Here is a 20,244-nt window from a genome sequence, read left to right on the forward strand (position 1 = left end):
ATGACTAGGTGGAACCAACAAGTAGATAATCTGACCCATCATATTTACTTTCGTGCATGTGCATTTGTGATTATTGCTATCGGTTTTTTCACAGGGCACCCTATTCTATTTTTTATGGGGAGTTTGTATCTAATATATTTTGTCGTTTCCTATTATTATTTGGATAAAGTCGGTAAGGAGCTTCGGATTACAATAGTGGACGGGCAAGTGAAATTGTTCCCTGGCGAAACAGGTGTCATAAAATTGAAGGTAGAACAACCTTCATGGTTACCGATTTTTTCAGGGCGAATCCAGCTTGTTGCCGATAACAATATCGAGTTTCAGAATGGAGACAGAAGAACAAGGATCAGTCAGCTTCATTTACCTTTTTCTTTAATGAGCAGGAGCGAAACAGTATTGGAAATACCTTTTACTGCAAAAGAAAGAGGAGTAGCAAAATTGCATCATATTGAAGTCCAAATCTCCCATTTCATTGATTTTGGCAAGGTGTATCTACAGAAAAACGATTTAACGAAGTTTGAAGCACTTGTTTACTCTGAGCAATTGCCTGTGACAGGACTGAAGAGAATCAAGCCAAAGAATCAAGGCTCTTATCCAACTCGTTCTTCCCTTTTTGAGGATGCAAGTACCATTATTGGGACTAGGGATTATGCAGATGGAGATGCCTTCAATAGAATACATTGGAAAGCGTCAGCAAGGGTAACCAATCTGCAGACAAAGGTCCACGAGAAGACCTCCCAATTCTCATGGCTGATTGTTTTTGATATTCGATCTGGAAATATGGAAGAGAGAATAAAAGGGATTACTTATCTATTGCATCATGCTACAAAATTCAATATTCCTTTTTCATTATTGGTGAATATCAAGAGGGTTGGAACACCAAGTTATTTCGAACTTCCTTATGGGGAAGGGAAACGGCATCTTCAATCCGCGTTGACCATATTTGCAAGGCTACAGGGGAATAGTGTGTCAATTGGCATGCCGACATTTGAAAGAATAGCCTATCAACATGCTTTAAATTCCCCTTATGTTATTCTTTGTGGGGAAGAAGAACGTTTGAAAGGTTGGAAAATGCCTCCTTCCGCCAATGTCCACCTGCTTGATGTAATTGATTCTCTGTGTACATTAAGGGTATGGCGAACTGTAGCAAGAAAGGAGGCAGTAAATGGGTAACCTGTGGAGAAACAGTATTCATCTATTGCTTGAGTTGAATATTCTATATTTCTTTATCTTGCTTATGTACTTGGATTCAGGAAATCTTCCTTCAATTGTAGGGATACTACTACCCTATGGATTCGCAATTGCCATTTTTGGTTATTTATACGATAAACTGCCTAATAGTTATGTTGCAATAATGCTTGTTGCACCTGTACTCGCAGTTTTTCCCTATTTATCATCATATAGTCTAGGGCTTTCCATCATCATCGGATTTTTTATCAGCTTCCGGGCATTTATGTACTTTATAGAGGAAAGAGCTTTTTCCTCTTTCGCTTTGTTAATCATATCGTTCATATGGATGCCTTTTGTTTATGGTGCAGGCATATTGGTCGACTATCCTCACGGAATGATACTGATGACCTTCTTTGGCGGACAACTGGCCCTGGTTATTCTATTATATAGCGGGACGGCTATATTGAATTTAAACGGCAACAGATACATGCAGAAAAGGGTAGTAGGGGCAACTGCTATTACTTTTGTTTCGATAATTGCTGCTTCTGCAATTTTTGCAACTTTGGGGAAATTCATTGTTACAACAGGACTATCATTATTCGGGCAAGGTATAAGTGTCATTTTCGATTTATTGGCAAGACCATTATTTTTCCTGATGGGATTACATGATTGGTCAATAAATAGTCAAGGTTCCCTAGATGAAGGAACGGTTGAAATGGGAGAGGAAAATGAAGAGGAAACGGCAGAGTTATTAGCACCTTCGGAAAGCCTGCTGGATAATCCTATTGCAATAGCATTAGGCGTGATCCTCTTCTTAACCATTCTCTACTTCCTATTAAAAAGGAAGAAAGTTACCAAAAAACAGCGTGAACTTCCATCTGAACAGCAGTTTACTTCCACTATGACCAAAATGGGTGGAGGGTTCTTCAGTGGCAGTAGAAAACAAAAACCACCGGAAGATGAAGTCAGAAGGCTGATGTTTGATCTGGAGCAGCTAGCTATCAAGAAAAAAAGGGGACGGCTCCCTAATGAAACACTAGAAGAGTGGCTCCAACGGGAAACCACGTTTAATGAGAGCTTCATGGAACTGTATGCAAAAGTGAGGTATGGGGAAATGAAGCTAACAGACAAAGAAGTGGAGAACTGCAGAGTAATGGCGGAAGAAATCCGCAAAGTGATGAAGCAGTGGAAAAAAGCGAGCTAATAGCGAGAGATTAATCAGTGTATCGATTTTTTGTCGGTGCACTGATTTTTTTTGCCCTTTATTCCTCTCTGCGGTAAGGTTTATGACCGTTTCCCATAATTATCCACCATCAAATTCCGCCGTATTCCTCCATATTCAGCGATTATTCCTCTTCTACCGGAATTAAACGGAGGTCGATATTATTGGTAGCGTTTACACTCACTATCTGGCCGTCATGCGGACTAATTGCCCGAACACCCTTGATATACATTCCCTACATGTTACGATTATAAACGTTGTTAAAAACGAACGGACAGACGGGAGCGATTAGATGCTTAGAGAAAAAGTGATTGGATTTATCGGAGCAGGATCGATGGCAGAAGCAATGATTTCAGGTATTGTAGCAAGTGAAATCATACCTGCCTATAATGTAGTAGTAAGCAACAGATCAAATATCGACAGATTAATTGAACTTGAAAACAAATACGGTGTTCGTGGCGTCATGAAGCAGGATCTGATGATGGAAGAATTGGATATCATCGTTTTGGCCATGAAACCGAAAGATATAGAAATTGCATTAGCTTCATTAAAAGATCAACTGAACCCATCACAATTATTGCTATCCGTATTAGCAGGCGTATCCACAAGCTATATGGAAGAAGGATTGAATCCGGGTCAACCTGTTATTCGCGTGATGCCTAACACGTCAAGCATGATCGGCGAGTCCGCTACAGCCATTTCTGCTGGCAAGCATGTTTCAATGGATGACATTGTAGATACTAAAGTGATTTTAGAGACAATCGGTAAAGTGTATTCCATTGAAGAAGAGCAAATGGACGTTTTCACTGGAGTAGCAGGAAGCGGTCCCGCATATTTCTACTATTTGATGGAGCATATGGAGAAAACTGCGAAGGATGCAGGGTTGGATGAAGATGTTACCCGGGATGTAGTCGCCCAGACGATCCTTGGAGCAGCAAAAATGATGCAGACAAATAATGAAGAACCCGCCTCTCTTCGTAAAAAAGTGACATCACCAAACGGCACCACTGCAGCAGGATTGGAAGCATTAAGTGACAATGGTGGCGGAAAAGCCATTTCAGCTGCCATAAAAGGTGCAGCAGAACGTTCAAAAGAGATTAGTGCAGAAAAAGAAAGAGAATTGGTTTTACAGTAAGTACTATAACTATGTTTATAACAGGAGTGATTGAATGACACCCGAAAATAATACAAAACGGGTAGTAATAAAAATTGGAAGCAGCTCATTGACTAGTTCACATGGTGAAATCAGCAGACGAAAGCTGGAGAGACTTGTGGATGAAGTGGCAAAGCTAAAAGATCAGGGCTATGAAGTTTTATTAGTTTCATCTGGTGCAGTAGCAGCCGGCTACCGTAAGCTCGGTTGCTTGAACAGACCGACAAGTTTACCAGAAAAACAAGCGGCCGCGTCCATCGGGCAGGGGTTGTTGATGGAGGCTTATAACGAACTGTTTTTATCTAACGGTTACGTTGCCTCTCAGATTCTTATCACAAGAGAAGACTTTTCGGATGAAAATCGCTACAATAACGCGCGCAACACCGCGAATGTTCTTTTAGAGCGTGGTATTGTACCGATCGTCAATGAAAATGACACCGTCACGGTCAACCGATTGAAATTCGGAGACAATGATACCCTTTCTGCCAAGGTTGCAGGACTTGTGGATGCAGATATGCTAATGATTTTATCAGATATTGAAGGATTATATGATGCAGACCCGCGTAAGAATCCAGATGCCACACTATTACGCAAGGTGGAAGAGATTACCCCTGAAATCGAAGCAGCAGCGGGAGACCCAGGAAGCTCTGTCGGTACAGGCGGAATGAAATCGAAAATTGATGCTGTGAAGATTGCTATGGCATCAGGAATCCCTGCCTTTTTAGGAAAAGCTGGTGTACCGGATATTCTTCTTCAAGCAGTGGAGAAAGAAGCGACAGGTACGTATTTTGAATCGAAAGACAATGCCATAAACTTGAATCATAAGAAACAGTGGATTGCCTTCAACTCAGGTCCTGAAGGGGAAGTAATCCTTGCTGAAGGTGCAGATGTCACGATGCTTGGGAAAAAGAGATTGTTACCATCAAGTATCAGCAAAGTGAAAGGATACTTCCAGGAAGGCTCAGTAGTAAGAATCCTTGATTTTGAAGGTAACAGACTCGGACTTGGGGTTGTAAACTATTCCTCAGAACAATTGAGAGAATACGACCAAACTCAAGATAAATATACAGAAGAAGTCGTGAAAAATGACGATATGGTCTGTCATTTAGAATCGTCCATCCCTGTTGGAATATAAAATATCCACTAACAAAAACAACGTTTCCAAATAAAAACTAGGAGGAATTTGATGTCTTTATTAGTAGAGACAAATGTAGAAACACAAGCAAAGGAAGCAAAAAAAGCTTCAAAGGTAGTCAGCCTACTGTCAACAGAAGAGAAGAACAGTATTCTTAAGCATATCGCCAACACACTTGAAAGCAACGTGTCACACATTCTCGAAGCGAACAACAAGGACTTGGAGCAAGGCCGCGAAAAAGGCTATTCAGAAGCGTATATGGACCGTTTAGCCTTATCCGAAGACCGCATTGCTGATTTTGCAAATGGGTTGAGAGAGGTTGCACAGCTCGAGGATCCAATTGGTGATATCCTTTCTGATTGGACATTGGATAACGGCTTACAGGTAGAAAAGGTACGAGTGTCACTTGGAGTTATCGGTATGATCTACGAAGCACGCCCGAACGTGACAGTCGATGCGACTGGACTTGCGTTGAAATCAGGTAACGCGATTGTGTTAAAAGGCGGTTCATCTGCCATCAATTCGAATCAGGCAATAGTGGATGTAATTCATAAAGCGTTGAAAACCACATCCATCCCGGCAGAAGCGGTGCAATTCATTGCTAGCACTGACCGTAAAGCAACACAAGAGCTGTTTACGATGAAGGAACATATTGATGTATTGATTCCTCGTGGAGGGGCATCTCTGATCAACGCAGTTGTAGAAAATGCTACAGTACCTGTATTAGAGACTGGTGTAGGAAATTGCCACCTATACGTTGATAAAGATGCAGATGTTCAAAAAGCGCTGTCCATCGTCGTCAATGCAAAAACTGATCGTCCGGCTGTATGTAATGCAGCAGAAACGTTAATCGTGCATGAAACTTGGTTCCATGCCAACAAAGAAGCTTTAATTAACATGTTCAACGAAAATGACATTACTGTTCATGGAGATGATACGGTCGTTAAAGCCATCCCTGGAGCTGTAAAAGCAGGTCATGAAGATTGGACAAACGAATATTTGAGCCTCGATATTGCAGTGAAAGTGGTTGCCGACATCGACGAGGCAATCGACCATATTGATGAGTTTGGAACGAAACATTCCGAAGCGATCATAACAGAAAACAAAGAAGCTGCCAGCAAGTTCATGAAACTTGTTGATGCAGCAGCCGTCTATCATAATGCTTCTACCCGCTTTACAGATGGTGGAGCACTAGGATTCGGTGCAGAAATCGGAATCTCCACTCAAAAACTTCATGCTCGTGGTCCAATGGGATTACCAGCATTAACAACCGTTAAATTCCAGATGACTGGTGACGGTCAGATTAGATAATTATGTTATGAACCTTGCCTAATTTGGCAGGGCTCTTTTTTATAAACATATTTAGTAAAAAGAGGATTTTTTTGTCGAAAGTGGAATACATATTGTAGAGAGAAAAAAGGGGAGATATTATGCAAAATCAAATAGGTGCAGTACTGAAAGTAGTAGGTGGAATAGTAATAGTCCTAGGATTCTTTTTAGGCATTATCGGTGGAACACAAACACAAAGTTTTTTATTTTTTGTTACTACTTTTCTTGGTTCACTTGTTACAGGGATGGTATTAATTGGGCTGTCTGAGATCATTCGAATCTTAGAAGGGATTAACGAAAACATACCAAAACGTCGAAGAAAAGTTGCAAGGAGTTCAAACGAGACACTCTTGGATGCACCTCCACAGCCGATGAGCAAGAAGGAAGAAGATGATATTAAGGATTTCCTTCAAAAGCATGATGTTGAAATAGAAAAGATTATACCAACACCAAAAGAAGATTTCTTTATTGTAAAAACCTCTGCAAGGCACATTCTACTTGAAATGGGCGGCTTTACACCAAAGATAATAAATGAGGGAGAATGGCCAGAGGATTTGGTAGGTTGGTTTGAGCACTATAATCATAATTAAGTGAAGAAACACCGTAGTATTCTCAGGTTAGAATACTACGGTGTTCTTTTATTTTTTATGAAATTTGATAGATTTGACTATTATACTTACCCTATCAATTTGGAATTACTAGAATAATATATAGTAATTGCATGGAAAAGGGGGTGAAAGAATGGCAGAAAAAACATTTAACAACCGAAGTGCAGCTAGCTTGCAAATAGTTCTCCTGGTCCGTCGAGGAAGCAATCCTGCTAATTTTGCAGGAGAAGTAGTATTCACACTACCTCCAGGACAGTCAAGAACCATTTTCTACGGAAGTGAAGAAAATCCGTTCTTGAATGGTATTGTGATGTCGACTAATTTCAATGGAGATATTTACAGTAAAACTCAAATCGTAACAGTAAGAGGAACTCAGTTTGATAATCTATTGAACTTTAATAGCATTATCGACATTATTCCGATTTCCACGGATTATGTAATGTTTGGTCGTAATCCTGAGATGGTAATGCAGGATACAAAGCTTACCTCCTAAAAGTAGGATGCTAAATACCCAACAAAAGAAGCAGCCATTTATAACGGCTGCTTCTTTCCAGTTATTATATAGTTATAAAAAATATCAATTGGGTGGAATTTTCTAATCGATCATTTTTTGGTATTCTAATACTCCCTTTAAAGCCTGAAGGAAATCTTCTTCAGCTTTATCCCGCCATTTTTGCTCGGGATGGTAGAACATTTCACGATAGCGGGATTCCAGGATATTATTTGCTGTATTGTTATTACTACCATGCTGTACCAGCTGATTTTCCATGACAGTCCGCTTGACCGAATCAATGGATGCTAATAATCCATCCCCCATTGTCCCGAACTCGAAAGTGGTGGAATACAGATTTTTTGAAGGAGCTACTTCATCCTTAAGCTGCACAAAGTATTCAGGAACATCTCCATTGGTTACATAGAACTCATCAGAATCGGGAGTAAAGACAAGGGGATAATTAAAGGCTTCTTCAGCTTGAGCTTTCGTCATCGTTTCCTTTCCTGAACTGAAAATACTCATTTGATAACGTGGACCATATCCGGTATGCAGGTCAACATGAAGAATGTTTGAGTAGTCTGTTAACAGTATATCCTCAAATAAGCCCTTTAAAAATTTTGTGGATGGCTCATCTTCCATTCCGCCGAAATAGACGCCTTTAGGCTGCGTATATTGACCGCTTAATAATGCCTTCTCAATTTTTGTACTCCCATCAGTCAATACCGTTGTTGCAATTTCCCCGTAGAAACCAAGATCTCTCCAAGTTATCGTGCCGATCTCCTTATCTGGTTGAAGAAATCCTTTCAAGTCCTCATAGTCCGTGTTCATTTCCTTATCAAAAGTTTCCCAATCATAGATGAAATTGCGGTTTAGATCTACATTGTTTTCATTGTATCTACGCATTCCTTCATGCCTACAGGGTTTACAGCGTGGACGAGTATTATCCCGGTGTTTTCTTTATTAATTTCAGGGATAAACTTTTCAAGAAAAATATCGAGCATTGCGGACCCGACGTATCCTTCAACGCCATGCACGCCTGTTGTCAGGATTAACAGATTTTTCTGTTCGGTGTTTGCATCCGCCCACCAAAGGTCAATAGTTGCATCACCATCCACTGAAAATGTATCACTTCCTACTGTGTTCCAGTTCTTAGTCAGTTTCTCTTCATAGTTCAAAAAGCGTGCTTTTGATTCTTCATATGTATTGATAAAATGACCGGAGCTTGCAGGTGGTTTTTCCAAGTTTGCTAGAATAAGAAGGGGAACAATAAATTGAAGAAAAAGAAAGATGATTAAAATAGCAATGCCAAACTTAATCCATTTACTTTTCAGCATATACAAGGCAGCAGCCTCCGAAATTTCAGATTGGATGAATAAATAAGTATTTTCGTAGGTGTTTGTTTTGTAAGTGAGGAATTGTTTGATGGAAGAATACATATGGCGGGACTACGTGGGAATCGAACCCACCTGAGACGGCACGCGCCTCACAAACGGTTTTGAAGTTAGTACCCGTCAAATCAAGCGCCAAATCAGCGTCAAATCAACGGTCAGTACATATTTCGCCTCGGTCCCGTAACGGTCTTAAACCGGTCGCTACGGTTATATTATAGTCGAAGGTGTTCGTTAATACAACTCGTTTTTTCTTGCTTGGCGGAGTTGTTAACGCAACTTACAACGAATTAACTTGCGAAATTTTAATAGATAATTATTGCGAAATAATAGACGAGTATATTACGAGAATCACGATGGTTATACTACCAAGTAATAATAAACCAGGAGTGAAAACAATGGATCAAAAGAGAAGACGGGTAGTAAAGCGGAGATTCTTAAATAATAAAGCTGATGATAATTCGAGGATTACGGTTCCAGCTGCGTTGCAAAAGATTAAGCTTATCTATTATTCGGAAGGCTATCGCGACAGGACTGTAGATGATTATGAGATGTATTGGACTGAGTTTTTTTCTATAATTGATAAGCCTTTTATTGATGATGTTACTTCTGACGATGTTCGTAATTATATTTCTTATTTAAAGAGAGAAAAGCATCTTTCCCACGTAACAATAAATATTCGTTTGACGGCGATGAAGGCTATGTTTAATCGGTTATTTCTTGAAGGGGTTATAAAAGGTGAAAACCCCGTTCTATATATAAAGCGTCTTAAAACGGACGAAAAAGTAATAATGGGCCTTAAAGATAATCAAATACGTAGATTGTTTGGTGCGATAAACAAAGAATCTTTCTCCGGTCGAAGAGATTATATAGCGATGTTGCTAATGCTAAAATGTGGCCTTAGGGTAAATGAAATAGATTCTTTAGAAGTTGAGGATATTGATTTTGAAAGTGAAGTAATTAGACTGCCTGGAATTAAGAATAAAAACCGCAAGACAAGAATAGTTCCGCTTTCAATGAAAGTATTAAGTGAATTAAAGATGTTAACTGAAAAGAATAGACAAGACTTTGGGGATGATTGCAAATACGTTTTTGTTACTAATATAGGGAATCCGTTATTACCTGACTATCTTCGTAAAAACATGTATAAATACGCAAGCAAAGCCGGCCTAGTGGGTGAGTGCAAAGTATCTCCTCACAAATTACGCCATACTTTTGCGATCAACTTCTTAAAGAACGGCGGTGATATTCGCGCCTTGCAATTAATCATGGGACACGCTGATTTATCTACAACGCAAGTCTACTTAAAGTACGATGAAGAAGAGATAAAAGAGCGTTTTAATCAAGTAGAAGAGAACGACGATTTGGACGTATAATGGGGAGGAGATAGCACATGGCTAAACCGAAAAAGAAGCGAAGCAAGCAACCGTCACAAGTACCGCAACTGGATGAACGCCATCACCTTGCGATTAAATTACTTGTAGGATTACGCGACAATAGAGGTCGTCGAATCCGAATGACTCGCGGTCAAATAGCAGATAAGTGTGGAATCAGTCGAATGCAGTTATATCGGTGGGAGCAACGGAAGGACTTTCAGCGCGAAAAGGAAAAATACCGTGAGCAATTGTTTCGCCGTATCTTTCCGCGAAGAGATTCCCTCGCACTCCAGGCGCTTAGTGGTGACGTAGATGCCGCGCTTACAATATTCAGAGCTGCGGATATGATCGTGTAAAGAACGTACAACGTCGTTTATTTGCGGAGATGCTTACGCAGGCATGCAATAGAGGTGCGCAAAGGGTAGTTACAAAACCTTACATTTGGCGACATTTTACCAGCCGCGCCCCTCTGATGCGCGCCATCCGGAAACTTTTTAGCCCCGCCGTTTTATAAGCGATTTAATTGCGGTGTTGAATCAGAATCGTAACCGGCATAACTGGCGCATTATATAGTAGGAACGCGGGTAAAGTGGCACGAATAGTTACGATTTAGGGACAACGCGGTACAACGTAGAAGGCGATTTTATCAGCCGGCGCGCTCAGGACGGAAGGCCCTCCGGAAACTCGACCCGTCGCTAAACGTAAACAATTGAGGTAGTAAAGTCGCAGTAATGACCGCCATACCTTTTTCGCAGAACATGGGAAAATGTTGTAATTATTACAAAGTAGTTGAAAAATATGGTATATATAAATAGTAATAATGGAGAGGAGGAGTTATGAATGGAGAGAGAACAATTAATAGAAAAAATAAAAAATTTAGGAATGAATCCTGATAACCTAACAAGTGAAAACATTAATAAATTAATTGAAATGCAGATCAAAGGTGAATTTGGTAAAGATGTTTTAAAAGAATTTATAAAAGAAAACAACACAACGTATAAAACTTTTGTTGATGGAATAGTTAACTTAACTAAAATACATGAGTCTGCAAGTGATACATACTCACAAACGCTAAAATGGCTTGTCGAAGATTTAAGGAAAGAATCGGAAAAAGCAATTACTTCTGAGGAAAAGGATAGAGTTGATAAAAGAATAGATGAAATTCTTAATCGATTACAAAAAGAATCCGCGGATAATAAAGAACACGGACTTAAGTTTGGAAAAATTGTGGCTGGAGTTGCCGTTGTAGGTTTGGGTACTGGCATTTTTGTTTTTACAAAGAATCCAGAATTACTAAAAAAAGGTACACAGTTAATTGCCCAGGAGGCTGTTAAACAAGTATTAAAATAATTAGATTAATCTTCCTCGAAACGCCGATTAAATTCGGCTTTTTATATTCTTTTAGTGCCATAACTTAAAAGTTTTGACACCGCTTTACCCTTCCGCTATAATCAAGGCATCAAAACGTGTCATAACTTAGTGTCATAAAAGGGGCGGTAATTATGAAGTACGGTTACGCAAGGGTGTCAACGTTAGGTCAGGATTTGCAGGCGCAACAAGGAACGTTATTGCGAGAGGGTTGTGAGGAAATATTCGCGGAAAAGTTCACCGGTACGAAAGCCGACAGACCGCAATTCCAGGCGTTGCTTAATACGCTAAAAGCTGGCGACACATTAGTCGTTACTAAGCTAGATCGCTTTGCCCGCTCAACTGCGGAAGCCCTCGCAATAGTAAAGGAACTGTTCGAGCGTGGCGTCAAGGTGCACGTATTGAATATGGGACTAATCGAGAACACACCAACTGGCCGACTTATATTTACGGTTATGAGTGGATTTGCGGAGTTTGAGCGGGACCTGATCGTGGAACGAACGCAAGAAGGCAAGGCAATCGCAAGGCAGCGCGATGACTACCGCGAAGGCAGACCTAAGAAGTTCTCTAAGAAGCAAGTAGAACATGCGTTGGGACTACTCGATGAGCATTCGTATAAGCAGGTCGAAGAGATGACCGGCATTAGTAAGTCAACATTAATTAGAGCAAAGCGCAAAAGGAGATAACATCTCCGTGTAGAATATATATATATAAATATAAGAGAGGAGTGGAAACATGCTTTATACATATACACCCGAAAGTGTTGGAGGTGCCATAATTTATGATTTACCGTCTGGTCAATACGATACAGCGGATATTAAGTTTGAAGAAGGAAAGCTAGTTGCTATATATGAACGAGTGAAAGATGGCGCCATAACTATAAAAGTTTATGAAAATGCCAAAACAACACAGGTTATTAGTAGTGTAGAATTGGATTTTAAGAAGCATAAAACTGATAATTATTTTTTCCCAATCGAAAAAGAAAAAGAATAACTATTAATAATTGAGTCGGCGCAGTAGTGGCCGGCTCTTTTATATGGGCGGGGGTTAGGTCCGCCAATTAGCCGTCACCTGGCATCCGAATCTTTCTTACAAAATTTTAAAACTCGGGGTCTACGTTTAGGGGGGGCGGTAGTCTGGCAGAATTCCCCTCGCCTAGCGCACCTAAAATTCGCGCATCATTTTTTATCTTTGACTTTACGCATTGTAAATCGGATGTCAGAGCGTCTACTGACATTGCTGTCCTCAGTTCTTATTGCATTACCGAATACGTTCACCTAATCAATCGAAATCTATTTACACATCTAGGAATATACGCTAAGGTAGTATGGGAATTAAAGTACATATTTGAGGGGAATCAATTATGAAGAGATTACTAGTATTACTTTTAACGATGGCTCTTTTAACTGCCTGCGGAAACGACTCAGCAACGAATGAACTAAACAAGAACACCGACAAGGCGGAAGCTAAGACAGAAGATAACTCGACGCCAGTGAGTAACGATGAAGAGGAAGAAGCACCGGAAGTACCGAATTATTATGTAGCGTATAGTGGCGACTTAAACATTGCTAATGCGAAGCGTTACGAGTATTGGGCGGTAGTAGAGGACGTCATGATTAGCGAAGAAGAAGTTAAGGCGATTGCTCATGACGTAGTGGAAAACGCAAAAGAAGAACAGAAGTTTAATGCGATTGTTGTGTGGCTCGTTGACGATGAACGCCAAGTAAACAACGGTTATACAATCGGAAAAATAGAATACGCGCCGGAAGGTGATTGGGCTAAGGCAATGGACGTAAAAACAGGCGATTATAAAACTTTTGAATATGCGTATAACATAGGTTCGCCTATAAGCGGTAAATTGCCGAAAGACATGGGCGAAGATTACCCAACCGCGGAGGAGTTCGATATTTATTACGCGTGGAATGATAACGTATTTCAAGAAGGCCTTGAGGGTGACTCGGCTGTGCAAGCAACTGCGGATCAGTTCGGAATCAGTTTCGAGGATGCAGATTCGATAATACAGAAGGTTGCGTTTAGATAAATTTTATAGTAAATTAAAATAAAAAAGGAGCTGTTTACGCTCCTAGTTTGCGAGAGTAATTCCATTTGGTTGGTCGCCGGGGGAATTACTTTTTTGTTTGATGAAAATTAAATAAACTAATTGTTAGTCCGAAAAATCCGATGAAAATAGTTGTAAGTAAAACGCCAAAATCAATTAATAAAGAAAAAATTTCTATCGTCATGAGCGTTCCTCCTTTCAAAAAAAATAGTAATACTTGGGATAAATAAAATATACCACAACATCTAGTAAAACCGCAACCGAAACTACTATATATAGTATATAATTATTTTTCGACAATCAATATATAGTAGTTTCAGAGTTGTATTTCTTCTATGTTCTATTGTATAGAGATTGTCTAAATTAGCCAACAACATGAAAAAACCTCAAAAAATTTTTTGAGGTTTTTCTATAAGTATATATTTTGTTCCATGTCGTCCAGCTGCCGCACTACCCACGCAATATCCTTTACTGCATCCTCGCGAGTATATACTTCATCCTCCGCAAGCATAGTGGCGGTACTCAGTAGGCGCCGCTTTAATTCTACTATCCGTAGCTTATCCGTTAACATCTACGGTCACCCCTCGCCTTGCATTACAAGCATATAACATGCTCGCTAGCTCACTTCGATCAACTAGTTTAACGCCATTAGCCTTCGCCAAGTTTTCCGCTTGTTTAGTAAAATACTGATTAGTCACCACCATTGCGTATGTAGCCCCGTAATAACCTTTTGCGCCGACAACTTCTTGAACCGCTTTAACGCCAATCTTTTTTCCTTCGCCATAACACTTCGCTTGTACTACCGTTTTCTTTCCTTTTTTGCGCAGTATTAAATCAGCACCATATTCGCCACTAGCTTGCGTTACTTCGGCCCGATAACCGTACCGCTCAAATACTGGCGCAAGGTAATGCTCGAATTCGTGGCCGGAGAGCGAGTCGGTTTCCTCTACGCCGGAAAATATATATTGGCGTGCCTTCCAATAACGAAAAGCAGGTTTCGCGAAAAGTTTAATAACGAGAAGCATGATGCCGAGGTTTAATAACGCCAGGAAAACATACTTAATCGAGTCGGCTTTCGCAAGCGCGTTCAGGACAACTATTATTATAAAGAAATACATAATACGTTCTGGCGCGTACTTTTTGCTGCGCCTCTTTTTACGTCGGGACATACGATCACCTTTTCCTTAAAGGATTTTATAAGAAAATATCGAATTATTCTATGAGGTGGTTCCGTTGCCAATAGAAAATAATTTGCGAGATATAAGATACGATCTTAAGAAAAGCCAGGTAGATTTCGCCCAACATCTAGGGATAGGCATATATCAGTATAACCGTTATGAAAAACAAAAAGTCCAGCCTTCACTCGAAATAGCACTAAAAATCAGTGAAAAAGTGGGGTTGTCGGTCAATGAGATATTTAAGTTGACTCCGGAATAATGCGGAGTCTTTTTTTTATTGCCTGTCTGCGCAATTATTTTATGCGGACACGCAATAATTATGCCGAGTTTACATAGGCTTTTAACATGAAATCAAAACAGTTGCAGTTGTATTTTAACCACGATAATTTTTGTGCAGTAAATAAGTAGTAAAACAGATTGCGAGTTGCACTTTTCCAAGCTTCAAGTAGTCATCTTATGCGTTTATCAAAACTTGTTAAAGAGGAGTGTGGGAGAGAATGTGGAGGAATGAAAAAGTTGAGGTGCTGGATTTCCGTAATTTTATGAAATGTCAGAATAAAAAGAAGGGCCAGCCACTGCGCATCGGATCCGTCAAGCTACTATCTATCAGCCCCGTCGCAATGCTCGACCCTATCGCGCTATGTGCGGCTATCGGCATCCTGTCGTTTGTTATGCTCGAAAAGTATTTATCCGGAAGCAACCTCGACCACCTGGCGGAAGTAATAAACGACATTCTACGTTTTGCCTGCCCGACAGCATTCTTTATCGCGCTAGTTTACTTCCTCGTTTCTAATCCGTTTATGGCGTGGGGGTGGTAGGTATGCGGAAATGGTTCGCAAGGCAACGGGCCAAAGGCGAGCTGCTGAACGTATTTAAAATTGCCGACATCGGCAACTATTACAAGTCAGGCGATAGGGAACGCTTTCGAGCGCCGAAAATACATGACATTGCATTCAATTACGACGATAAAACTTTGCGCTATATCTTTACGTTGCCGAACGGAGTCGACCCGAAGTTAGTCCGCAAAAAAGAGTACGTATTCCGGCAAGTTTTCGGCAAGAACATTCGGCTGACCGGCGACTTAAAGAAATACACGCTTACCATTTTCGCGGGAGAACTGCCGGATAAAATTACGTACAACTACTCGGACATATTGTCGGTTGTTGAACGCGATAAAATAATCGTGCCAATCGTAGCCGGGCGCAGTCGTGAAGGAGAACTTGTCGTATATGATGCCACCAACGCGCCGAATTTGCTTATATTTGGCGAACCTGGATCTGGTAAGAGTTCAACCCTTCACTCGATTACAACGACGCTCATACAGCGCTATTCAGCCGAGGAGATGCACTTCTATATGGCGGACTTTAAAATGTCGGAGCTGAACGTTTACGAGCAAGTACCGCACGTTAAAAGCATCAGCTATCTTGCTCGCGACTTGGCGCCAGCACTCGAGCACCTTAAACGCGAGCTAGAACGCCGTGGGGAGTTATTAAAGGCGCATAAAGTCCGCCATGTAAACAAACTGCTGGCTGCGGTTAAGCGCGATTGTCCGTATGTGATGTTGATAATCGACGAGTTCGTTATGATTCGCGATAAGGAGATCATGGCGCAATTGCTGCAGATAGCCTCGCTAGGACGCGCGTATGGGATTTATGCCATTTTGTCGATGCAGAGGCCGAGTCATTCGATACTAAGCACGGATGTACGTGGCATGCTATCCGTCCGCATGGGATTTCGCACGGTCGACCTACGCAATGCCTTAATGGGAGAAACGCCAGGCGCCGAGAAAATAGGCAAGGATCAGCCGGGCAAGTTTATTTTGAATCGCGATGAACTGACGGAGCTGCGAGCGCCCTACCTGGACGAAGAGGCGGTCGAGAGAATCCTCGCAAAGTATAAGACAGACGACTGGCGGAATCATTCATATACGCAGATGTCTACGCTTTTGGAAAGTGGGGACACCGATGTTCCGACAATCGAACAGGAGGTGTTTGACGATGTCCTTGACTAAGCGTGATAAGGCGATTTTAAGCGATCTCAACCGTTTTCGCGTAATGGACCGCGATAGCATAGCCGAGCTACACTTTGCCGGCTTGAAAAACCCACGCTTTGCTGCCAACAACGTTCTGCTGCGCCTAGTACGCGAGGGCCACATTAAGCGCTCGACCGCGTTCGTGCCCTACGTTTATTTCGGCGGCGACGTAAACATGAAGCAGAACAGCGCCAAGATCGGGCATTTCCTTGCGATACTGGACGTCTATAAAGAAATGATGCGGAGTGGCGGTTGCGCAATGTTCCTAACTGAACCAAAGTACGGGCGTAAGGGAACGGTCGAGCCAGATATTTTCTGTATCTTCCGCAAAAAGCCAATGTTTATCGAAGTACAGCGCACCATCTACTCGGAGAAGAAAATGGCGGAGAAGTTGGCACGTTATGAGGCGTTGTACAATTCCGGCATTATCGCGCAAGAACCGTGGCAGCCCGCCAATAAGACCGTAACGCCACACGTTCTCATAATAACGGAGCAGAGATACGCGATAGAGCCGAGGTATCCGTTTAAAGTATTTCAAACGCCATCATTTGCGGAGTTCGTGCGGTCGCTTGCCGTGAGTGATCCTGCGCCAGTAAAGCCGGCTAGTGCGCCAAAGATGCGGTCTAGCAACGGCACGTTAACATTAAACGTGAAATAAAAAAAAGCGCTCGAGTGCGTTACTCGGCGCTTTTCTTCGTTCTTGCATCGTATATAAAAATATCTTCGACCGTAAATCTTCTACTCAGACCTTTTTCGAATCCTGCGCGATTAAGAGTATCTATAATAGCCGCGAGCGTTTGGAAATTAACTTGCTTCGCCTCGCCCGCATAAATCTCATTTACCGTGCCAGGGCGGACTTTAGATTCCACAGATAGCGCGTTTCTAGTCATCTCCAACTCCGCGAGAGTTTCTTCTAATGTAGGACTAAAGCCCATACTTTTCATATTTTCCCATGCCATAAACAAGCACCTCCATATAGGTAATTATAAATCATAAAAATATTTACGTAAATAGCTTGACGCAATTAGTTAAAAGGTTTATATTTAAGACAAGCAAGATATTACGCAATTAGTAAAACGTAATAAGGAGGTGACGAGTTGCTATTTAAGAAAGTACAAGCGACTTACGTCGGCGATGAAGAATTTGGTTATTTTTCCGTCGAACAACCCGGCTTATTAATCGCAAAGGACGTATTTATGTACGCCGACGGAAACGATTTAAAAGTCGAACGCTTTAAGCCGTTAGGTAGTCTTATCTTGATTGGCGAAGGAATGTCTGAGTTACTGGACGCGCAACAAATATTCGAATGTTTTTCTGCATTAAAAAAGGACGACTACTGCTGCAACAGTCGGCGCCCTAAGTAAGCATTATACTACTAACACTTTGGAGGTAATTATAACATGTTAAACGTAAATAAGAAAGTTGTAGCTGTCGTATTAGAAGTCGAACCTAACGCCCCGGAATATTTCAAGGCGACGAAAATCGCTAACTCGGATTTTTATGCGGTTGAAATGGACGGGCTTATCATCGTATCAACGCTAATGCCATCAAATAAGTATCGCGGTTACTTTCAACAGTTGAGTGAATTGTTCGCTCTAAAAGATAACGTAGAGGTGCGTGAGCAACTAGCAAGACCGGACCTTACTGCGTCTGAACTAATGTCTCTATTAGACCGTTACCAAGAGGCGCTTTGATGTACTACGATCATACATGGGCGGTATTACTTGTCATGGCATGCGCGGTGCTTTTGTACTGCGCCGTCCTATGGCGGTCATTGGATGCGGATGGTGAGGCGGAATGAATAGAGAATTCTTGACAGACGGATATTATCGTACGCTAGTCGAGACATACCGCGAGGTAATTAATACTTACGAAAAGCTTAACGCCATTCTTTCCGCACTTGATAAGGAGATATCTCGGCTCTATCACCAACTAGAGCTATGCCCTGTTGAAGAATTAGACTCTATTCTATTTACGAGCCAACTAAAAGACGTACTGGCAAAACGTCGCGCAATCAAAGATGAAAAGGCTCGGATAAGTCCGTTTTATCAGCTCGCGCAAGAAGCTGTCGACGAAATAGAAAAACGTCACCGAAGAACGATTAGTCGGACGTTAAAGAATCAAATAAAATCACCTTATACTGCGTGGGATGTAGCGGAAGAACTCGGCGTTTTAATTTAAGCATTAGGCAGTCGGTGCGTCGGAGGCAAGGGCGCATTGGCTCGTCGATTAACAGTGGCGCGGAATTGCGTGGAGCATTGCGAGGCGGCAACCTCGACATGTTGCATGCAGTGACGTAACAAGATCGCTGGCATAAATATTTTTCTTGAAGGGGAGTGGGAAAAGAAGGATAATGAATTTAACCATACCTACGTTAATTTCGGATTCATTGTCTATGCCTAGGGCCGTGACGCCCGAAAAAATAGCGGAAGGGATTGGTTACATGAAAGCAGAGGAAAGTATAAAGAAGCAACACACCCAGCGCACGAATGTTCTTGAACGCGGTGAAAGGTGGCGACTGCGGTTGGAGAAAAACAAACCAACATCTTCAGTTATGAGTCGCTACCATTACGACAGATTGACGGAGATTCTATTCGTGCTTTTCGATGATGATTTCTGTTACAGGGTCGAGGAATTCCACGAAAAGGTCAAGGAGTATCGGACTCGGTACTGGAAGGACTTCCACATGCTAGTCGAAAATGTATTCAACGAGGAATTCGAATATACTCGGTTACCGGGTGCTGACCTGTATCTGAAACACCGCGATATTCCGTTTAGAGTCAGTCGATTCCGTGAATGCCAAGTGTGTGGAAGCGTGTTCTATTGCAATAGCAACGGCAAGACTAACGTTTGCTCGAGCAAATGCGAAAGCGTTAGAGATAACGCAGCCACAAGGAACCGTAGAAAAGGCACGGACGCATACGTCTACGACGGACAGTTTGTGAGTTTAAAGCCGTCTACCCGCGCAAAGTACGAAGAGGAAATGTTTTTGTACTATAATCCGGTGGCGAACGACGATAACCCGCAAGAACAAGGGTTTTTCGAGTTCGTGATGTCACAACAATCTGCGAAACAGATGGAAGGTTACGGAGATCCGCAAGATATTGTTTGCGGTACGTCACCCACTCACAAACCACATAACGGAAGTCACAAGAGCCGAATGCCGATGCTAAGAATGAAAGATACTGGTGGGCGCAATGTCTATACCGTCAACATCAAGTCGGGTAATCGTGAAAATGAAACGGTGATTCCAGCATTTGAAGGAAATTTACTCGAAATTAAAAAAGAATTGCCAAAAACTCCACGAAACTACCTCTAGTAAACACGACATCTATTCATATTAGTAAGGATGAAAATCGAACGTACCTGCAGAACGTTTGATTATTGGACGCAGCTCAACCGGAAGCTGGGTCTTTTTTTTATTGGAACGAACTTCATTGCGCGGAAATTGTCGAAAAGTATTTCGCAGTAAATACCCACTTTTTGCGTGTTTGTACGGCCTATATAGTGACAAGCGAACATTGATTGCATTTTGTATCAGGGATACTGAGGGATTATTGGGAATTAACGATAAATAGCCATCTTTTGTTCCTTTAGCTACCTATATAAGTGAGGAATACGATATTTTACCGCGTTGACTGGACATACGTATTAGGAGGCATTTAATCACTCGCAATCATGCGGGTATTTTTTATTTTGCAGTATGTAACAAATTGAACACGGAGGAGGAAAC

At 41.5% G+C, this 20,244-nt stretch carries 26 protein-coding genes; 21 read left to right on the forward strand and 5 right to left on the reverse strand.

Annotated features, from left to right (window positions below; all coding sequences use genetic code 11):
* From AB685_RS00300 to AB685_RS00330, 7 genes are all read left to right on the forward strand, one after another.
* Nucleotides 1–1,173, forward strand: coding sequence for a DUF58 domain-containing protein (locus tag AB685_RS00300; RefSeq protein WP_047968576.1), 1,173 nt, complete (start codon nt 1–3; stop codon nt 1,171–1,173).
* Complete coding sequence (locus AB685_RS00305; RefSeq protein WP_047968577.1) at nt 1,166–2,374, forward strand: hypothetical protein; 1,209 nt, start codon at nt 1,166–1,168, stop codon at nt 2,372–2,374. Before AB685_RS00300 ends, AB685_RS00305 begins: the two co-directional genes overlap by 8 nt.
* Before the next feature lie 310 nt (nt 2,375–2,684).
* The gene (gene proC / locus AB685_RS00310) at nt 2,685–3,527 is read left to right on the forward strand and encodes a pyrroline-5-carboxylate reductase (protein ID WP_047968578.1); all 843 of its coding nucleotides are present in this window, start codon (nt 2,685–2,687) and stop codon (nt 3,525–3,527) included.
* Nucleotides 3,528–3,561: 34 nt separating this feature from the next.
* Complete coding sequence (gene proB, locus AB685_RS00315) at nt 3,562–4,680, forward strand: glutamate 5-kinase (RefSeq protein ID WP_047968579.1); 1,119 nt, start codon at nt 3,562–3,564, stop codon at nt 4,678–4,680.
* Between the two features lie 51 nt (nt 4,681–4,731).
* The gene (locus AB685_RS00320; RefSeq protein WP_047968580.1) at nt 4,732–5,991 is read left to right on the forward strand and encodes a glutamate-5-semialdehyde dehydrogenase; all 1,260 of its coding nucleotides are present in this window, start codon (nt 4,732–4,734) and stop codon (nt 5,989–5,991) included.
* Nucleotides 5,992–6,110: 119 nt separating this feature from the next.
* Entirely contained in the window at nt 6,111–6,599 is a 489-nt protein-coding gene (locus tag AB685_RS00325) for a hypothetical protein (RefSeq protein WP_047968581.1), read from the forward strand.
* Nucleotides 6,600–6,750: 151 nt separating this feature from the next.
* On the forward strand, nt 6,751–7,110 hold the full coding sequence (locus AB685_RS00330; RefSeq protein ID WP_047968582.1) for a hypothetical protein: 360 nt from the start codon (nt 6,751–6,753) through the stop codon (nt 7,108–7,110).
* A gap of 102 nt (nt 7,111–7,212) precedes the next feature.
* On the opposite strand, the gene AB685_RS00335 is transcribed toward AB685_RS00330, so the two are convergent.
* Nucleotides 7,213–8,013 carry a M14 family metallopeptidase gene (locus AB685_RS00335; protein WP_047968583.1) on the reverse strand — a complete coding sequence of 267 codons (801 nt, stop codon included), beginning with the start codon at nt 8,011–8,013 and terminating at the stop codon, nt 7,213–7,215.
* A complete protein-coding gene (locus AB685_RS32305; RefSeq protein ID WP_047968584.1) occupies nt 7,986–8,546 on the reverse strand; it encodes a DUF2817 domain-containing protein in 561 nt (186 codons plus the stop codon). Before AB685_RS32305 ends, AB685_RS00335 begins: the two co-directional genes overlap by 28 nt.
* Before the next feature lie 350 nt (nt 8,547–8,896).
* Here AB685_RS32305 and AB685_RS00345 point away from each other — a divergent pair, with 350 nt between their 5' ends.
* From AB685_RS00345 to AB685_RS00370, 6 genes are all read left to right on the forward strand, one after another.
* Entirely contained in the window at nt 8,897–9,874 is a 978-nt protein-coding gene (locus tag AB685_RS00345) for a tyrosine-type recombinase/integrase (protein WP_047968585.1), read from the forward strand.
* A 17-nt stretch (nt 9,875–9,891) separates the two neighbouring features.
* Entirely contained in the window at nt 9,892–10,230 is a 339-nt protein-coding gene (locus AB685_RS00350; protein ID WP_047968586.1) for a phBC6A51 family helix-turn-helix protein, read from the forward strand.
* A 484-nt stretch (nt 10,231–10,714) separates the two neighbouring features.
* The gene (locus tag AB685_RS00355; RefSeq protein WP_047968587.1) at nt 10,715–11,224 is read left to right on the forward strand and encodes a hypothetical protein; all 510 of its coding nucleotides are present in this window, start codon (nt 10,715–10,717) and stop codon (nt 11,222–11,224) included.
* 152 nt (nt 11,225–11,376) lie between these two features.
* Nucleotides 11,377–11,928: a recombinase family protein gene (locus tag AB685_RS00360; protein WP_047968588.1), complete on the forward strand. Its 552-nt coding sequence runs from the start codon at nt 11,377–11,379 to the stop codon at nt 11,926–11,928.
* Between the two features lie 49 nt (nt 11,929–11,977).
* Nucleotides 11,978–12,235: a hypothetical protein gene (locus tag AB685_RS00365; protein WP_047968589.1), complete on the forward strand. Its 258-nt coding sequence runs from the start codon at nt 11,978–11,980 to the stop codon at nt 12,233–12,235.
* 370 nt (nt 12,236–12,605) lie between these two features.
* A complete protein-coding gene (locus AB685_RS00370; protein ID WP_047968590.1) occupies nt 12,606–13,283 on the forward strand; it encodes a hypothetical protein in 678 nt (225 codons plus the stop codon).
* Between the two features lie 427 nt (nt 13,284–13,710).
* Here the strand turns inward: AB685_RS00370 and AB685_RS31140 are convergent, their stop codons facing one another.
* Together AB685_RS31140 and AB685_RS00375 are read right to left on the reverse strand one after the other, a co-directional pair.
* Complete coding sequence (locus AB685_RS31140; RefSeq protein ID WP_157860682.1) at nt 13,711–13,872, reverse strand: hypothetical protein; 162 nt, start codon at nt 13,870–13,872, stop codon at nt 13,711–13,713.
* A complete protein-coding gene (locus AB685_RS00375) occupies nt 13,859–14,470 on the reverse strand; it encodes a restriction endonuclease (protein ID WP_053073678.1) in 612 nt (203 codons plus the stop codon). The genes AB685_RS31140 and AB685_RS00375 overlap by 14 nt, the downstream gene beginning before the upstream one ends.
* Before the next feature lie 55 nt (nt 14,471–14,525).
* Here AB685_RS00375 and AB685_RS00380 point away from each other — a divergent pair, with 55 nt between their 5' ends.
* From AB685_RS00380 to AB685_RS00395, 4 genes are all read left to right on the forward strand, one after another.
* Nucleotides 14,526–14,738 (forward strand): helix-turn-helix transcriptional regulator, encoded by a 213-nt coding sequence (locus AB685_RS00380; protein WP_241773218.1) that lies wholly within the window; start codon nt 14,526–14,528, stop codon nt 14,736–14,738.
* Nucleotides 14,739–14,976: 238 nt separating this feature from the next.
* Nucleotides 14,977–15,297: a hypothetical protein gene (locus tag AB685_RS00385; RefSeq protein ID WP_047968592.1), complete on the forward strand. Its 321-nt coding sequence runs from the start codon at nt 14,977–14,979 to the stop codon at nt 15,295–15,297.
* Between the two features lie 2 nt (nt 15,298–15,299).
* On the forward strand, nt 15,300–16,490 hold the full coding sequence (locus AB685_RS00390) for an FtsK/SpoIIIE domain-containing protein (protein ID WP_047968593.1): 1,191 nt from the start codon (nt 15,300–15,302) through the stop codon (nt 16,488–16,490).
* A complete protein-coding gene (locus AB685_RS00395; RefSeq protein WP_047968594.1) occupies nt 16,477–17,169 on the forward strand; it encodes a hypothetical protein in 693 nt (230 codons plus the stop codon). The genes AB685_RS00390 and AB685_RS00395 overlap by 14 nt, the downstream gene beginning before the upstream one ends.
* Nucleotides 17,170–17,188: 19 nt before the next feature.
* Here AB685_RS00395 and AB685_RS00400 read toward each other — a convergent pair whose 3' ends face one another.
* Complete coding sequence (locus AB685_RS00400; protein ID WP_047968595.1) at nt 17,189–17,470, reverse strand: helix-turn-helix transcriptional regulator; 282 nt, start codon at nt 17,468–17,470, stop codon at nt 17,189–17,191.
* Between the two features lie 138 nt (nt 17,471–17,608).
* Here AB685_RS00400 and AB685_RS00405 point away from each other — a divergent pair, with 138 nt between their 5' ends.
* The 4 genes from AB685_RS00405 to AB685_RS00420 all read left to right on the forward strand — a co-directional run bounded on the left by AB685_RS00405 (nt 17,609) and on the right by AB685_RS00420 (nt 19,830).
* The gene (locus AB685_RS00405; protein ID WP_047968596.1) at nt 17,609–17,875 is read left to right on the forward strand and encodes a hypothetical protein; all 267 of its coding nucleotides are present in this window, start codon (nt 17,609–17,611) and stop codon (nt 17,873–17,875) included.
* A 36-nt stretch (nt 17,876–17,911) separates the two neighbouring features.
* Nucleotides 17,912–18,205 (forward strand): hypothetical protein, encoded by a 294-nt coding sequence (locus AB685_RS00410; RefSeq protein WP_047968597.1) that lies wholly within the window; start codon nt 17,912–17,914, stop codon nt 18,203–18,205.
* Nucleotides 18,206–18,308: 103 nt separating this feature from the next.
* The gene (locus AB685_RS00415; RefSeq protein WP_047968598.1) at nt 18,309–18,692 is read left to right on the forward strand and encodes a hypothetical protein; all 384 of its coding nucleotides are present in this window, start codon (nt 18,309–18,311) and stop codon (nt 18,690–18,692) included.
* A gap of 262 nt (nt 18,693–18,954) precedes the next feature.
* Entirely contained in the window at nt 18,955–19,830 is an 876-nt protein-coding gene (locus tag AB685_RS00420; protein WP_128755774.1) for a hypothetical protein, read from the forward strand.
* The last annotated feature ends 414 nt before the right edge of the window (nt 19,831–20,244 follow it).

The sequence above is a fragment of the Bacillus sp. LL01 genome (assembly GCF_001037965.1).

Coding starts and splice junctions, on each gene's coding strand:
- AB685_RS00300 (WP_047968576.1), top strand. CDS start 1: ATGACTAGGTGGAACCAACAAGTAGATAATCTGACCCATCATATTTAC.
- AB685_RS00305 (WP_047968577.1), top strand. CDS start 1,166: ATGGGTAACCTGTGGAGAAACAGTATTCATCTATTGCTTGAGTTGAAT.
- proC (WP_047968578.1), top strand. CDS start 2,685: ATGCTTAGAGAAAAAGTGATTGGATTTATCGGAGCAGGATCGATGGCA.
- proB (WP_047968579.1), top strand. CDS start 3,562: ATGACACCCGAAAATAATACAAAACGGGTAGTAATAAAAATTGGAAGC.
- AB685_RS00320 (WP_047968580.1), top strand. CDS start 4,732: ATGTCTTTATTAGTAGAGACAAATGTAGAAACACAAGCAAAGGAAGCA.
- AB685_RS00325 (WP_047968581.1), top strand. CDS start 6,111: ATGCAAAATCAAATAGGTGCAGTACTGAAAGTAGTAGGTGGAATAGTA.
- AB685_RS00330 (WP_047968582.1), top strand. CDS start 6,751: ATGGCAGAAAAAACATTTAACAACCGAAGTGCAGCTAGCTTGCAAATA.
- AB685_RS00335 (WP_047968583.1), bottom strand. CDS start 8,013: ATGCGTAGATACAATGAAAACAATGTAGATCTAAACCGCAATTTCATC.
- AB685_RS32305 (WP_047968584.1), bottom strand. CDS start 8,546: ATGTATTCTTCCATCAAACAATTCCTCACTTACAAAACAAACACCTAC.
- AB685_RS00345 (WP_047968585.1), top strand. CDS start 8,897: ATGGATCAAAAGAGAAGACGGGTAGTAAAGCGGAGATTCTTAAATAAT.
- AB685_RS00350 (WP_047968586.1), top strand. CDS start 9,892: ATGGCTAAACCGAAAAAGAAGCGAAGCAAGCAACCGTCACAAGTACCG.
- AB685_RS00355 (WP_047968587.1), top strand. CDS start 10,715: ATGGAGAGAGAACAATTAATAGAAAAAATAAAAAATTTAGGAATGAAT.
- AB685_RS00360 (WP_047968588.1), top strand. CDS start 11,377: ATGAAGTACGGTTACGCAAGGGTGTCAACGTTAGGTCAGGATTTGCAG.
- AB685_RS00365 (WP_047968589.1), top strand. CDS start 11,978: ATGCTTTATACATATACACCCGAAAGTGTTGGAGGTGCCATAATTTAT.
- AB685_RS00370 (WP_047968590.1), top strand. CDS start 12,606: ATGAAGAGATTACTAGTATTACTTTTAACGATGGCTCTTTTAACTGCC.
- AB685_RS31140 (WP_157860682.1), bottom strand. CDS start 13,872: ATGTTAACGGATAAGCTACGGATAGTAGAATTAAAGCGGCGCCTACTG.
- AB685_RS00375 (WP_053073678.1), bottom strand. CDS start 14,470: ATGTCCCGACGTAAAAAGAGGCGCAGCAAAAAGTACGCGCCAGAACGT.
- AB685_RS00385 (WP_047968592.1), top strand. CDS start 14,977: ATGTGGAGGAATGAAAAAGTTGAGGTGCTGGATTTCCGTAATTTTATG.
- AB685_RS00390 (WP_047968593.1), top strand. CDS start 15,300: ATGCGGAAATGGTTCGCAAGGCAACGGGCCAAAGGCGAGCTGCTGAAC.
- AB685_RS00395 (WP_047968594.1), top strand. CDS start 16,477: ATGTCCTTGACTAAGCGTGATAAGGCGATTTTAAGCGATCTCAACCGT.
- AB685_RS00400 (WP_047968595.1), bottom strand. CDS start 17,470: ATGGCATGGGAAAATATGAAAAGTATGGGCTTTAGTCCTACATTAGAA.
- AB685_RS00410 (WP_047968597.1), top strand. CDS start 17,912: ATGTTAAACGTAAATAAGAAAGTTGTAGCTGTCGTATTAGAAGTCGAA.
- AB685_RS00415 (WP_047968598.1), top strand. CDS start 18,309: ATGAATAGAGAATTCTTGACAGACGGATATTATCGTACGCTAGTCGAG.
- AB685_RS00420 (WP_128755774.1), top strand. CDS start 18,955: ATGAAAGCAGAGGAAAGTATAAAGAAGCAACACACCCAGCGCACGAAT.